A 12826-nucleotide genomic window follows, 5' to 3' on the forward strand; every position below is an offset into this window, starting at 1 on the left:
TGCAGGGGCCTTCCGGACGGGTGAGGGAGCGCCTCACCCTATCCGGGTCACAGGGGCAGGAGAGCCTCGTCGTCGGCGCGCGCGGCGGCCGCGAGCTGGTCGTTCTCGGCCTGCAGACGCAGGACGTACGCCTCGAGGTCCGCGACGCGCTGGCGCAGGAGCCGGTTGTCGGCGGCCAGGCGAGCGGTCACGCGGGGGTCCGCGGCACCGGTGTGCCCGAGGAGTGCCTTGGCCATGGGGGACCTTTCGGTGGTGTGAGGTGGACCGTCGTCCAATGTCTCACGGCCGCGGGCGGGGTGTCGAACGCCGCGCGAGCCCACCTGCCGGGCCGATCTCGGCGAAGCCGCGTCCTCGCGTCGGCACGGCGGACCGGTCACGCCGGCTGGCAGACTCCCCGCCGTGCCACACGTCCCGAACGAGCTGCTCGGTCGACTGGTCGGGATGAGACTCTTCTCGGTCGAGTTCGTCCTCGACTACGTCGTGGTCCGGTTCGACGACGCGGCCGACCAGGCCGCGCTGACCTGTCAGGCGATGCCGCTCGTCGAGCTCCCGGCCCGCGGGCCCGTTCGTGACGGAGCACCGGGCTACGCCGATGCGCTGCGCTCGCTCGTCGGGTACGAGGTGGTCGGCACGGCAGAGGCGAGCGGCCTCGGACTCCGCATCGGGGTCGGCACCGGCACGATCGTGATCAACCCGAGCCGCGAGGAGCTGACCGGCCCCGAGATCGCTCTGCTCGGCGGCTTCGCCGACGCGGCCTGGATGTGCTGGCGCCCCGGAGAGGACTGCTTCACGGAACTCGGCTGACCGGTCGGCGGCTGCGCGGCGGCTTCTGACAGGTCGGGCAGAAGTACGACGACCGGTTCATGAACGCCACCCGCCGGATCGGGGTGCCGCACCGCGCGCACGGCTCGCCCTCCTGGCCGTACGCGTGCAGCGAGCGGTCGAAGTAGCCGCTCTCGCCGTTGACGTTGACGTACAGCGCGTCGAAGGACGTCCCGCCCTGGTCGAGCGCGCTGGTCATCACCGCGCGCACCGCGTCGAGCACCTCGGCGACGTCGGCACGGCGCAGCCGGTCGCCACGACGCTCGCCATGCAGCCGGGCGCGCCACAGCGCCTCGTCGGCGTAGATGTTGCCCACCCCCGAGACCAACCCCTGGTCCAGGAGCAGCCGCTTGATGCCGGACGTGCGGCGCCGGACGCGCGCGATCACGTCCGCCTCGTCGAAGTCGGTGTCCAGCGGGTCGCGGGCGATGTGCGCGATCTCGTGCGGCAGCGTGGCGCCGCCCTCGGCGTACGACAGCCCCCCGAACATGCGCTGGTCGACGAAGCGCAGCTCGGGGCCCCCTGCGTCGCTGTCCACGAACCGGACCCGCACCCGCAGGTGCCGCTCGTCGGGCGCGTCCGCGGGCTGGACCAGCATCTGCCCGCTCATCCCGAGGTGGGCGAGCAGGGCGTCGCCGGTGTCCAGCGGCAGCCAGAGGTACTTCCCCCGTCGCCGAGCAGCGGTGAACCGTCTCCCCGTCAGCCGGGCGGCGAAGTCGGCGGGACCGGCGAGGTGACGGCGAACGGGCCGGGGGTGCAGCACCTCGACGCCTGCGACCGCGCGGTCGAGCACGTGCGCCTCGAGACCGCGCCGGACGACCTCGACCTCGGGCAGCTCGGGCACTGCTCAGTCCTCGGGGACGGTCGCGGCCTCGGCGCTGAGGGTCTCGTACGCCGACGCGGCGGCCTGCTGCTCGGCCTCCTTCTTCGACCGGCCGACGCCGTGGCCGTGCAGGCGGTCCTCGATGCGGACCCGCGCGGTGAAGGTCTTGTCGTGGTCGGGGCCCTCGTCGGTGACGACGTACTCGGGCACGCCGAGGCTCAGCGAGGAGGACAGCTCCTGCAGGCTGGTCTTCCAGTCCAGCCCGGCCCCGAGCCGCGCGGCGTCGGCGAGCAGCGGGTCGAAGAGCAGGTGGACCAGCGGTGTGGCGGCGTCGGCGCCGCCGGAGAGGTACGTCGCACCGATCACCGCCTCGACGGTGTCGGAGAGGATCGAGGCCTTCTCCCGACCGCCGGTGGACTCCTCACCACGGCCGAGGTGGATGTGCTCGCCGAGGCCGATCGTGCGCGCGACGCCGGCCAGCGCCCGCGCGTTGACCACGGCTGCACGCAGCTTGGCCAGCACCCCCTCCGGCAGGTCGGGGTGGGTGCGGTAGAGCGTCTCGGTCACCACGACGCCGAGCACCGAGTCCCCGAGGAACTCCAGGCGCTCGTTGGTCGGCAGGTTGCCGTTCTCGTACGCGTAGGACCGGTGGGTCAGCGCGAGCTCGAGCAGGTCGGGGTCGAGGTCGGGCTCACCCAGGTGGGCACGCAGATCTGCCCGGTCGCCGTGCTCGGCGACCGGGTCGGGACTGCTCTGCTCGCCCAGGACCGGGAGGTGTTCAGATGACCTGGCGGCGGTCGCCCTTGGCGCCGTACTGGCCGCACTCGGGGCACGCACGGTGCGGCAGGTGCTTCTGGCCGCAGGCCGGGTTGCTGCAGGTCACCAGCGACGGCGCGGTGGTCTTCCAGGCAGAACGGCGGTGGCGCGTGTTGCTGCGCGACATCTTCCGCTTCGGGACAGCCACGGTTACTCCTTGGGTGAGGACGAGGGTCGGGAATTCGGGTCTGCGGGTGGTTCCGGGCTTTCGTCCGTCGCCACACCGGCCTCCTTGAGCCGGTCACCGAGCTGCTGCAAGCCCGACCACCGAGGGTCGATCGGGTCCTCGTGGGCCCGCTCGACGTGGTCCGGGTCGTCTGCCAGGCGTGCCCCGCACTCGGGGCACAGCCCGGGACAGTCGTCCCGGCACAGCGGTTGGAACGGCAGTGCGAGCACCACCGCGTCGCGCAGCACCGGTTCGAGGTCGAGCAGGTCGTCCTCGAGCCGGCGGACATCGTCCTCGACGTCGGCGTCCTCGACCTCCCGGCGCGCGCTGCGTCGGGTGTCGGGGTCGTCGTACTCGAAGAGCTCTGTGAAGTCGATCGTGACGGTGTCCTCGATCGGCTCCAGACAGCGCACGCACTCGCCCTCCAGGTCGGCGCGAGCCTCCCCGGTGACGAGCACCCCCTCCATGACCGCCTCCAGGCGCAGGTCGATCTCGACCGGCGCACCTTCGGGGACACTGAGGACCTCGATGCCCAGCTCTGGCGGCGCCTCGGCACGGAAGCTCATCGTGCGCTGGTTGCCGGGACGCCGACCGAGCTCACGGGTGTCGAGCACGAGCGGCGACCGCGGGTCCAGACCTTGCTGGGTGCTCAAGGCTTCACTTCCGGACGAGTTGCAGACAGAACTGTCGAATCGTATCGGCGTGTCACGGCACGGCCAAACTCACGCCCGCTCGGCCAGCCGGGCGGTCAGTGCCTCGAGCACGAGCGGCGGCACCAGACCGGAGACGTCGCCACCGAACCGGGCCACCTCCTTGACCAGGCTGGAGGCCAGGAAGGAGTACTCCGGGCTGGTCGGCACGAAGACCGTCTCGACCTCGGTCAGCGAGGCGTTCATCTGCGCCATCTGCAGCTCGTAGTCGAAGTCGGTGACCGCCCGCAGGCCCTTCACGATGGCGGCCACGTCGTTCTCGGCGCAGAAGTCGGTGAGGAGACCCTCGAAGCCGGCGACCCGGACGTTGTCGAGGTGTCCGCAGGCCTGCTCCAGCATCGCCATCCGCTCCTCGGGGGTGAACAGCCGCGAGGAGGACTTCGAGCGGTTGACCCCGACCGCGACGAAGACCTCGTCGAACAGGCCCGCGGCCCGCTGGACGATGTCGACGTGGCCGTTGGTCACCGGGTCGAAGGAGCCCGGGCAGACGGCGCGGCGCACGGCACGGTGAGAGGTGCTCATGCGTGTCATCGTGCCGGATCGGGCGCCAGCCACCACAGCACGGTCTCGCCGTACTCCTTCGCGCGCTCGCGCTGCAGGCCCTCGGGCCAGTCCGGCTCCCGGTCCCGTGCGGACCGCTCGAGCACCACCACCGCGTCCGGAGCGAGCCAGCCGCGCTCGAGGAGCAGGCCCAGGACGGCGACCACGTCGTCGTTGCCGAGCGGGTACGGCGGGTCCGCCAGCACCAGGTGCACGGGGACCGGGTCGGCGTCGGCGAGGTAGCGCTCGACCGGGCGCGACTGGACCGACGCGCTCAGCCCGACGTCGGCGGCGTTGCGGCGGGCGATCCCCGCCGTACGCCGGTCGGACTCGACGAGCACCACGTCCGCGGCCCCGCGCGAGGCGGCCTCGAGCCCCAGGGCACCGGAGCCGGCGTACAGGTCGAGGACCCGCAGGCCGGCCAGCCCCCCGAGCCGGGACTCCAGCGCGGAGAACAGCGCCTCGCGGACGCGGTCGGAGGTCGGGCGGGTGCGGTCCCCTGGCGGCGTACGGAGCCGGCGGCCACCGTGCGTGCCGCCGATCAGCCGCGTCACGTCTTGCCCAGGAAGTCGGCGCGGCTGGACTCCTCCAGGGCGCCGACCTCGGCACGGAGGTCGGGCGCGGTCGCCAGCTCGGGGTCGGTGGCGACCAGCTCCTCTGCCAGCTCACGGGCCTGCACGATGACGTCGGCGTCGTCGAGGACCGACAGCAGCCGGAGGGTACGGCGACGGCCCGACTGGTCCGCGCCGAGCACGTCGCCCTCGCGGCGCAGCCGGAGGTCCACCTCGGAGAGCTCGAACCCGTCCCTGGTCGCCGCGACGGCGGAGAGCCGTTCCAGCGAGGTGGACCCCGGGTCGGCGCCGGTCACCAGCAGGCACAGCCCGGCGTGCCCGCCACGGCCGATCCGGCCGCGCAGCTGGTGCAGCTGGGAGACCCCGAACCGCTCGGCGTCGAGGATCACCATCACCGTGGCGTTGGGCACGTCGACGCCGACCTCGATCACGGTGGTCGAGACCAGCACGTCGATCTCGCCCGCGGCGAAGGCGGTCATCACGGCGTCCTTGGCGTCCGCGGGCATCCGTCCGTGCATGCGCTCGACCCGCAGCCCCGAGAGCGGACCGACGGCCAGCAGCTCCGCCTGCTCCTCGACCGACGCCAGCTCGACGTCGTCCTCGGCGGGGAGCTCGTCACCGATGCGCGGGCAGACGACGTACGCCTGCCGGCCGGCGGCGACCTCCTCGCGGACCCGCTCCCAGGCGCGGTCCAGCCAGGCGGGGTTGGCCCGCGGGACCAGCGTCGTCTGCACCTCGCCGCGCCCCTTCGGCAGCTCCGAGAGCACCAGGGTGTCGAGGTCCCCGAAGACGGTCATCGCGACCGTGCGCGGGATGGGTGTCGCCGTCATCACCAGCACGTGCGGCGGTCGAGCCGACTTCGCGCCGAGCGCGGCCCGCTGCTCGACCCCGAAGCGGTGCTGCTCGTCGACCACCACCAGACCGAGGTCGGCGAAGCTCACCTCGTCCTCGAGCAGCGCGTGGGTGCCGATCACGATCCCCGCCTCGCCGGAGGCCGCGTCGAGCATCGCCTGGCGCCGCTGCCCCGTGCGCATCGAACCGGTGAGCAGGGCGACCCGGGTGCCGTCCTCGCTGCCGAGCAGCCCACCGCGGCTCATCTCGTCCAGCGCGAGATCGCCGAGGAGCGCGGTGACCGAGCGCGCGTGCTGCTGCGCGAGCACCTCCGTCGGCGCCAGCAGCACCGCCTGACCGCCCGCGTCGACCACCCGCAGCATCGCCCGCAGCGCGACCACGGTCTTGCCCGACCCGACCTCGCCCTGGAGCAGCCGGTGCATCGGGTGGCTGCCGGCGAGGTCGTCGAGCAGGGTGTCGCTGACCTGGCGCTGTCCGTCGGTGAGCGTGAACGGCAGCCGCTCGTCGAAGCGTTCCAGCAGACCGCCGGGCAGCGCCGGCCGGGCGGTCGTGGTGCGCTCCGCGCTCTCCCGGCGGCGCAGCGCGAGGGTCACCTGGGTGACGAACGCCTCGTCGAGCTTGAGTCGCTTGCGCGCGGCACCCAGCTCCCGGTGGTCGGCCGGACGGTGGATGCGCCGCAGCGCGCCCCGGGCATCGAGCAGACCCAGCCGCTCGCGCAGCCCGTCGGGCAGCGGGTCGGGGACGTGGTCGACCAGGTCCAGCGCGAGCGCCACCGCGTCCTGGACGTGCCAGGTGTCGACGTTGCCGGCCGCGGGGTAGATCGGGACGAGGTCGGGGACGTCGTCGTACGCCGCAGACGCGTCGCCCTCGGCCTTGAACGTCTTCGACCTCGGGTTGGTCAGCTCCCACTGGCCGTTGAACCAGTTCAGCTTGCCGGAGAAGAGACCGTAGGAGCCGATGGCGTACTCCTCCAGCCGCCACGTGGCCACGCTGCGCTTGCGGTCGAAGAAGGTCATCGCCAGCGCCCCGTCGCTGCCCTTGACGGTGACGAGGACCCGGTAGGCCTCACGGTGGGTGCGCCGGTCGGTGTACGGCTTGAGGTCGCACCGCGTGACCTGTCCGAAGATGCTGATGAAGTCCCCCTGCGACAGGTCGGAGAGGTCCGAGAGCGTGCCCTTGGCGACGTAGCTGCGCGGGTAGTGCAGCAGCAGGTCGCCGACGGTGTGGAGGCCGAGGGCCTTCTCGACCTTGGCCGCGTCCTTGCCGGCCACCGACGCGATCGGCGCCTGCCAGGTGATCCGTTCGGGCACTGCTGTCCTCTCCGCCTACGCGCTCACTCGACGCCCAGCAGGAGCGGGTAGCGCTCCTGCCCGCCCTCGTGGACGCACACGTCGACGCCGGGGTGGGCGTGAGACACCCAGGCCTCGACGCGGGCGGTCAGGCCACCCGGGCCGTCGACCCCCGGCACCAGGGTCACCAGCTCACCGCCGTTGTCGAGCAGACGACCCAGCAGGTCGCGGGTGACGCCCTCCACGTCGTGCCCCACGACGACGAAGTCGTGCTCGATCGCACCCAGCACGTCGCCGGGCTCGCACGGCCCGACGGAGGTCATCGCCCGGCGCGACGCCACGGTCACCGCCCCGTGGCGGGTGTGGCGGGCCGCGGAGGTCATCGCGACGACGTCGGCCTCCAGCCTCCTGCTGGGGTCGTGGACAGCCAGCGCCGCGATCCCCTGCACCTGCGCGCTGGTCGGCACCACGACGGCCTTCACCCCGAGGTCGACCGCCTCCCGGGCGGCGGCCTCGGCCAGCACCTGCGTCTGCGGGTCGTTGGGCAGCAGCACCACCTCGGCCCCGCCGCACCCGGCCACGGCGTCGAGGAGCTCGGCGGTCCCGGGCCGACGACCGGGGCCGCCCTCGACCACGACGGCGCCGGCCTCCGCGAACACCTCCGCCAACCCGGGCCCGGCGGAGACGGCGAGGACCCTGCGGCCCTGGCGCGAGGCCCGCACCGCCTGCACGGCTGTGCCGCGGCCGAGGTGGGTGATCCGGATCCTGCGCGGAGTGCCTGCGGCGATGCCCGCCTCGACGGCCGCACCGGCGTCGTCGACGTGGACGTGGACGTGCCACAGGCCGTCCCCGACCTGGTCGTCGTCGCCGACGACGACCAGCGAGTCGCCCAGCGCCGCGAGGGACGAGCGCAGCTCCTCGACGGCACGCGGAGTCGCCTCGAGGAGGTACATCACCTCGTACGCCGGGCCCTCCCGGGTGTCCCCCGCACCCTCAGGACACGGCGGCGCCGGCCGGCGGACCGTGGGCCGCGTCGAGCGCCGACCCGTCACCGCCCGCTCGGCCGCGGCGAGGACCAGGCACAGCCCGAGCGCGCCCGCGTCGACGACCCCGGCCTCCCGCAGCGCCGGCAGCTGGCCGGTGGTCCGCTCCAGCGCCTCCTCCGCCGCGGTCACGGCGGCACGCAGGACGGAGGCCAGGGTGGCCCCGCTCGCACGATCGGCAGCGACCGAGGCCGCGGCACGGGCCACGGTCAGGACGGTCCCCTCGACGGGCGTGCCCACGGCGGCGTACGCCTTGTCGGCGGCGGTGCGCAGCGCCTCGGCGAGGACGTCCGCGGGTCGGTCGTCGGCTCCGGCCGCGCCCAGCGCCCGGAGCGCCCCGCCGAGCAGCTGGCTGAGGATCACCCCGGAGTTGCCGCGAGCGCCGAGGAGGGCGGCGCGGGAGTACGTCGCGAACGCGTCGTGGCGCGCGCAGGAGCGGTCCGCGGCCAGCCGCTCGTCCAGCGCGTCACGAGCCGCCTCGAGGGTCAGGAACATGTTGGTGCCGGTGTCGGCGTCGGCGACCGGGAAGACGTTGAGCGCGTCGACCTGCTCGCGCGCCTCCCCCAGCGCGTCGACGGCCAGGTCAGCGAAGCGCGCGAGAGTGGCGACCGCGGGATCCACGGGCATCTCCTGCTGCTCCTCGCCCACGTGCTGCCTCCCCTTCCCGCTCTCGGACCGCCGGGCGAGACTACCGGCAGGGTCGGACGATTTCGTCGGGCGCGGCCGGGGCGTTAGTCTTGTGCGGTTGCCCGAGCACGGTCGTGCCGTCGGGCCCTTCGACCCGATCGTCTTTCACCCGAGGAGTGCACGGTGGCTGCCGTCTGCGACATCTGCGCCAAGAAGCCCGGCTTCGGTCACAACCGGCCGTGGTCGCGCAAGATCACCAAGCGCCGGTTCAACCCCAACATCCAGCGCGTCCGCGCCGTCGTCAACGGCGCACCCAAGCGGATGAACGTCTGCACCGGCTGCCTGCGCGCCGGCAAGGTCTCGCGCTGACGCTCTGAACCCCGCGGCCCGGCCGGACCTCCTGGTCCGCCCGGGCCGTCGTCATGCCCGTCGGAGCCCGGTCACTGCGCGAAGTGGTCCCAGCCGCGGTCACCGTCGTAGTCCTGGCCGTCGACGGTGACGCCCTCCCCCGCCAGCACCGAGCCGATCACGCGCCAGCCGTCCGGCACGGCGTCGAGGGAGTCGTACGTCGCGACCAGCGCGTGGTCGTCTCCGCCGCCGAGGACGAAGCGCATCGGGTCGACCCCGAGGGCGGCGGCGACGGCGTGGAAGGGCTCGGCGAGCTCGAAGGCGGAGGTCTGCACGTCGATGCGGACCCCGGAGTCGGTGGCGATGTGACCGACGTCGGCGACCAGTCCGTCGGAGACGTCGATCATCGCCGTCGCGCCGGCCTTCGCCGCCTGCGGCCCTGCGTCGTACGGCGGCGCCGGTCGCCAGAAGGCCTCCACCAGCGCCCGTGGCGAGCGGAAGCCGCGCCCGAGCACGGCAAGCCCGCCGGCCGCCCAGCCCTGCCGCCCCGCCAGCGCGAGCACCTGACCGGGTCGCGCGCCCGTGCGCAGGACCGGTGCGACCTCGCACGCGCCGATCACGGTGAGCGCGATCATCACCTGGTCGGCCCGGGTCAGGTCACCGCCGACCACACTGGCGCCGACCTGCGCGCACTCCTCGGCGATGCCGTCGGCGAGGTCCAGCGCCCACTGCGCCTCGAGGTCGCCGGGCGTGGCCAGGCCGACGGTGACGGAGTGGGTGCGACCGCCCATCGCCGTGACGTCCGCCAGTGCCTGGGCGGCCGCCTTGTGGCCGATGTCGCGGGCCGTGGCCCACTCGCGACGGAAGTGGCGTCCCTCGACCTGCAGGTCGGTGGAGACCACCACGTGCCCCTGCGGCGTACGCAGCAGCGCGGCGTCGTCCCCGGGCCCCACGAAGACGTGCGCCCCCTGGGCGAACCGCGGGCCGAGATGCCCGATCAGGCCGAACTCGCCGAGCTGGGCGACGGTCGTGCCGCGAGGGGGGTCGGGCGGAGGGTCGGGTACGCGGTCGGGCGGGCTCACGCCCGCCATCCAACCAGCCGGGCTGCGCACGAGGGGTGTGGCGGACGGCACCCCGCGAGCGTGTAGGTTGCGCGGGTCGGCCGCAGGCCGGCGTACGAGACGAAGGAGTCGCACATGGTGGTGCAGGCCTACATCCTGGTCCAGACCGACGTCGGCAAGGCCGCGGAGGTGGCCGCCGAGATCACGAACCTCAAGGGCGTCATCCTCGCCGAGGACGTGACCGGGCCCTACGACGTGATCGTGCGTGCGGAGGCCGGCAACGTCGACGAGCTCGGCAAGATGGTGGTCGCGAAGGTGCAGACCATGCCGGGCATCACCCGTACGCTCACCTGCCCCGTCGTCCACATCTGAGCGGTGCCCCGCAGGCGGAGGGTGAGCCCGGCCGCGGCCGTCCTCGCCGCCGTCGTCGCCGCCGCCGTCGTCCTCGCGGTCGTCCTGGTGCTCCGCGGCAGTGACGTCCGCATCGACGGCCCCTCCCTCTCGCCCGCAGCGAGGAAGGCGTGTGCATCCCTGACCGCCGCACTCCCGGAGCGGGTCGCCGACCGCGACCGCGTCGAGGTCGACACCCCGTCGCGCGGTGCGGCCTGGGGCGACCCCGCGACGGTGCTCACCTGCGGGGTCTCGACGCCGGCCGACTACGACCCCTTCGGGATGTGCCAGGAGACCGCGGGGATCGGCTGGTACGTCCCCCGCGACCAGATCGAGGACCAGTCCGCCGACGTCGTGATGACCACCATCGGGCGCTCGCCCCGGCTGCAGGTCACCGTGCCGGCGTCGCAGCGACCGCCGGTGGACGTGATGACCGACCTCGCCCCCGCGGTGCGCGCGCACACCCGCGAGGTCGGTCGCTGCCGCTGACCGACGACGGCTCAGCGCAGGCCGGTCCCCCGGGCCAGCGCACGCGTCAGCAGGCGGCGTACGAGCGTCGGGTACTCGACTCCCGACGCGGCCCACATCCGCGGGAACATCGAGGTCGGGGTGAAGCCCGGCATCGTGTTCACCTCGTTGATCACCACGCGGCCGCCGTCCTGGACGAAGAAGTCGACCCGGGCGAGGCCCTCGATGCCCAGCGCGAGGAAGGCCTCGGCGGCGTACTGCCGGATCTCGGCCTCCGTGTCCTCCTCCAGGTCGGCCGGGACGTGGAGGTCGGTGGCCTCCTCGGGGAGGTACTTCGCGGCGAAGTCGTAGAACTCGTGCTCGCCCCCGACCAGGATCTCGGCGGCGACGCTGGTGCTCACGCCTCGACCGTCCTCGGTCTCGAGCACGCCGCACTCGATCTCACGGGCACCCGGCCCCGAGAAGCTCTCGACCAGCACCCGCGGGTCGTGCTCACGGGCCGTCTCGATCGCGGCGTCGAGGCCGGACTCGTCGCGCACCTTGCTGATCCCCATGCTCGACCCGCCGCGGCACGGCTTGACGAAGACCGGGTAGCCGAGCGCGCGCACGCTCTCGCGGCACGCCTCGCGGTCCTGCTCCCAGCCGCGGGGGGTGACCAGCACGTGCGGGAGCACGGGCAGCCCGGCCGAGCGGAGCACGACCTTCATGTAGTGCTTGTCCATCGAGACCGCGGAGGCCAGGACACCGGCGCCGACGTACGCCACGTCGGCGAGCTCGAGCAGCCCCTGCAGGGTGCCGTCCTCGCCGAAGGGCCCGTGCAGCAGCGGGAGGACGACGTCGACCTCTCCGAGCGCCCGCGGCACCTCGCCCGGCGGCTGGACGGTCAGGGCGCCGCCGTCCTGGTCGAGGCGTACGACGGGTCGCGCCGCGTCGACCTGCGGCAGCGCGCCGCCGGCACCGATCGCCAGGCGCTCGGGCTCACCGGCCTCCAGCACCCATCGGCCGTCGTGCGCGATGCCGATCGGGACGACGTCGTACTCCTCGGGGTCGATCGCCGCGAGCACGCTCCCGGCGGTGACGCAGGAGATGCCGTGCTCGCTGGACCGACCGCCGAAGACGACGGCGACGCGCGGCCGGACGCGGGGCGTGGGAGTCTCGCTCATCCCGGCCGACCCTACCGGCGCGGGCGGTCCCTAGGCTGACGCACATGCCCGAGGACCGAGCGCACGCGCCCCGTACCACCGTCGTCACCGCGGGCCGGCCGCCACGCGTGCCCGGTGCCCCGCTGAACACCCCGATCGAGCTGGCGTCGACCTACGTCGCGGGTGGCGAGGTCGAGTACGGCCGCGTCGGCAACACCAGCTGGACCGCCTTCGAGGATGCGCTGGGCGCCCTGGAGGGGGGCCGGGCGCTGGCCTTCGCCAGCGGGATGGCAGCGGTCTCGACCGTGCTGGACCTGGTCGCGGTCGGCGACCTCGTCGTCGTGCCGCAGCACGCCTACCAGGGCAGCCTGCAACGGCTGGACGACCTGGAGGCACGTGGTCGCCTCCGGGTCCGCCGGGTGGACGTCGAGGACACCGCCGCCGCGGCCGAGGCCTGCGCCGACGCCGCTCTCGTCTGGCTGGAGTCCCCGACGAACCCTGCTCTCGAGGTCGCCGACCTGCCGCGGCTGATCGAGGCCGCGCACGCCGCCGGCGCCTGGGTCGCGGTGGACAACACCTTCGCCACGCCGCTGCTGCAGCGTCCGCTGGAGCAGCGGGCCGACCTGGTGGTCCACTCGGCGACGAAGCTGATCGCGGGTCACTCCGACCTGCTGATGGGCGCGGTGGTCACCCGCGACGACGAGCTGTACGAGGCGCTCGCCCACGCACGCACGCTGGCCGGCGGGGTGCCGGGTGCCGTGGAGGCGTACCTCGCCCTGCGCGGGATGCGCACCCTCGCGCTCCGGGTCGAGCGCGCCGGGAGCAACGCCGCCGACCTGGTGCAGCGCATGGGCGCGCACCCGGCGGTCTCTCGGGTCCGGTACCCCGGGTTCGGCAGCATCGTGGCGATCGAGCTGCACGACGGCGCCGACGCGGCCGACCGGGTGGTCGCCGCGACCCGGCTGTGGATCCCGGCGACCAGCCTGGGCGGTGTGGAGTCGACGCTGGAGCGGCGCCGCCGCTACGCGACCGAGGCGGCGAGCATCGACGAGTCGCTGATCCGGCTGTCGGTGGGCATCGAGGACGTCGAGGACCTCTGGGCCGACCTGGCGCAGGCCCTGGACCACGCAGCCGACGGGGGTGCCGCGACCAGGTAG

16 protein-coding genes are annotated in these 12826 nt (G+C 73.7%); 5 read left to right on the forward strand and 11 right to left on the reverse strand.

Features of this window, described 5'->3' with window-relative positions; all coding sequences use genetic code 11:
* Positions 1-47 precede the first annotated feature (47 nt).
* Positions 48-236, reverse strand: a complete 189-nt coding sequence (locus IEX42_RS05475) for a hypothetical protein (protein ID WP_188778888.1) — start codon at positions 234-236, stop codon at positions 48-50.
* A 163-nt stretch (positions 237-399) separates the two neighbouring features.
* Here IEX42_RS05475 and IEX42_RS05480 point away from each other — a divergent pair, with 163 nt between their 5' ends.
* Complete coding sequence (locus IEX42_RS05480; RefSeq protein ID WP_229660618.1) at positions 400-804, forward strand: hypothetical protein; 405 nt, start codon at positions 400-402, stop codon at positions 802-804.
* Here IEX42_RS05480 and mutM read toward each other — a convergent pair.
* The 8 genes from mutM to fakA form a co-directional block, all read right to left on the reverse strand.
* Entirely contained in the window at positions 788-1666 is an 879-nt protein-coding gene (mutM, locus tag IEX42_RS05485) for a bifunctional DNA-formamidopyrimidine glycosylase/DNA-(apurinic or apyrimidinic site) lyase (protein WP_188778889.1), read from the reverse strand. The genes IEX42_RS05480 and mutM overlap by 17 nt on opposite strands.
* Before the next feature lie 3 nt (positions 1667-1669).
* Complete coding sequence (gene rnc / locus IEX42_RS05490; protein WP_444543237.1) at positions 1670-2482, reverse strand: ribonuclease III; 813 nt, start codon at positions 2480-2482, stop codon at positions 1670-1672.
* Entirely contained in the window at positions 2424-2609 is a 186-nt protein-coding gene (gene rpmF / locus IEX42_RS05495) for a 50S ribosomal protein L32 (RefSeq protein ID WP_188778890.1), read from the reverse strand. The genes rnc and rpmF overlap by 59 nt, the downstream gene beginning before the upstream one ends.
* Before the next feature lie 2 nt (positions 2610-2611).
* Positions 2612-3280 (reverse strand): YceD family protein, encoded by a 669-nt coding sequence (locus IEX42_RS05500; RefSeq protein ID WP_229660619.1) that lies wholly within the window; start codon positions 3278-3280, stop codon positions 2612-2614.
* Positions 3281-3349: 69 nt separating this feature from the next.
* Positions 3350-3838: a pantetheine-phosphate adenylyltransferase gene (gene coaD / locus IEX42_RS05505; protein ID WP_188780926.1), complete on the reverse strand. Its 489-nt coding sequence runs from the start codon at positions 3836-3838 to the stop codon at positions 3350-3352.
* A 26-nt stretch (positions 3839-3864) separates the two neighbouring features.
* The gene (gene rsmD / locus IEX42_RS05510; RefSeq protein WP_188778891.1) at positions 3865-4431 is read right to left on the reverse strand and encodes a 16S rRNA (guanine(966)-N(2))-methyltransferase RsmD; all 567 of its coding nucleotides are present in this window, start codon (positions 4429-4431) and stop codon (positions 3865-3867) included.
* Positions 4428-6611, reverse strand: coding sequence for an ATP-dependent DNA helicase RecG (locus IEX42_RS05515; protein ID WP_229660620.1), 2184 nt, complete (start codon positions 6609-6611; stop codon positions 4428-4430). Before IEX42_RS05515 ends, rsmD begins: the two co-directional genes overlap by 4 nt.
* Before the next feature lie 23 nt (positions 6612-6634).
* Positions 6635-8281: a DAK2 domain-containing protein gene (fakA, locus tag IEX42_RS05520; RefSeq protein WP_308422200.1), complete on the reverse strand. Its 1647-nt coding sequence runs from the start codon at positions 8279-8281 to the stop codon at positions 6635-6637.
* Between the two features lie 162 nt (positions 8282-8443).
* Here fakA and rpmB point away from each other — a divergent pair, with 162 nt between their 5' ends.
* Complete coding sequence (gene rpmB / locus IEX42_RS05525; RefSeq protein WP_188778892.1) at positions 8444-8629, forward strand: 50S ribosomal protein L28; 186 nt, start codon at positions 8444-8446, stop codon at positions 8627-8629.
* Between the two features lie 71 nt (positions 8630-8700).
* Here rpmB and IEX42_RS05530 read toward each other — a convergent pair whose 3' ends face one another.
* A complete protein-coding gene (locus tag IEX42_RS05530) occupies positions 8701-9690 on the reverse strand; it encodes a thiamine-phosphate kinase (RefSeq protein ID WP_229660621.1) in 990 nt (329 codons plus the stop codon).
* Positions 9691-9804: 114 nt separating this feature from the next.
* Between IEX42_RS05530 and IEX42_RS05535 the strand changes: the two genes are divergently transcribed.
* Entirely contained in the window at positions 9805-10041 is a 237-nt protein-coding gene (locus IEX42_RS05535; RefSeq protein ID WP_188778893.1) for an Lrp/AsnC ligand binding domain-containing protein, read from the forward strand.
* Positions 10042-10062: 21 nt separating this feature from the next.
* On the forward strand, positions 10063-10548 hold the full coding sequence (locus tag IEX42_RS05540) for a DUF3515 domain-containing protein (RefSeq protein WP_188778894.1): 486 nt from the start codon (positions 10063-10065) through the stop codon (positions 10546-10548).
* An 11-nt stretch (positions 10549-10559) separates the two neighbouring features.
* Here IEX42_RS05540 and IEX42_RS05545 read toward each other — a convergent pair whose 3' ends face one another.
* Positions 10560-11690: a D-alanine--D-alanine ligase family protein gene (locus tag IEX42_RS05545; RefSeq protein WP_188778895.1), complete on the reverse strand. Its 1131-nt coding sequence runs from the start codon at positions 11688-11690 to the stop codon at positions 10560-10562.
* A gap of 44 nt (positions 11691-11734) precedes the next feature.
* Between IEX42_RS05545 and IEX42_RS05550 the strand changes: the two genes are divergently transcribed.
* Positions 11735-12826 carry a trans-sulfuration enzyme family protein gene (locus IEX42_RS05550; protein WP_188778896.1) on the forward strand — a complete coding sequence of 364 codons (1092 nt, stop codon included), beginning with the start codon at positions 11735-11737 and terminating at the stop codon, positions 12824-12826.

It is taken from the genome of Marmoricola endophyticus (assembly GCF_014644415.1).
Classification (GTDB): domain Bacteria; phylum Actinomycetota; class Actinomycetes; order Propionibacteriales; family Nocardioidaceae; genus Marmoricola; species Marmoricola endophyticus.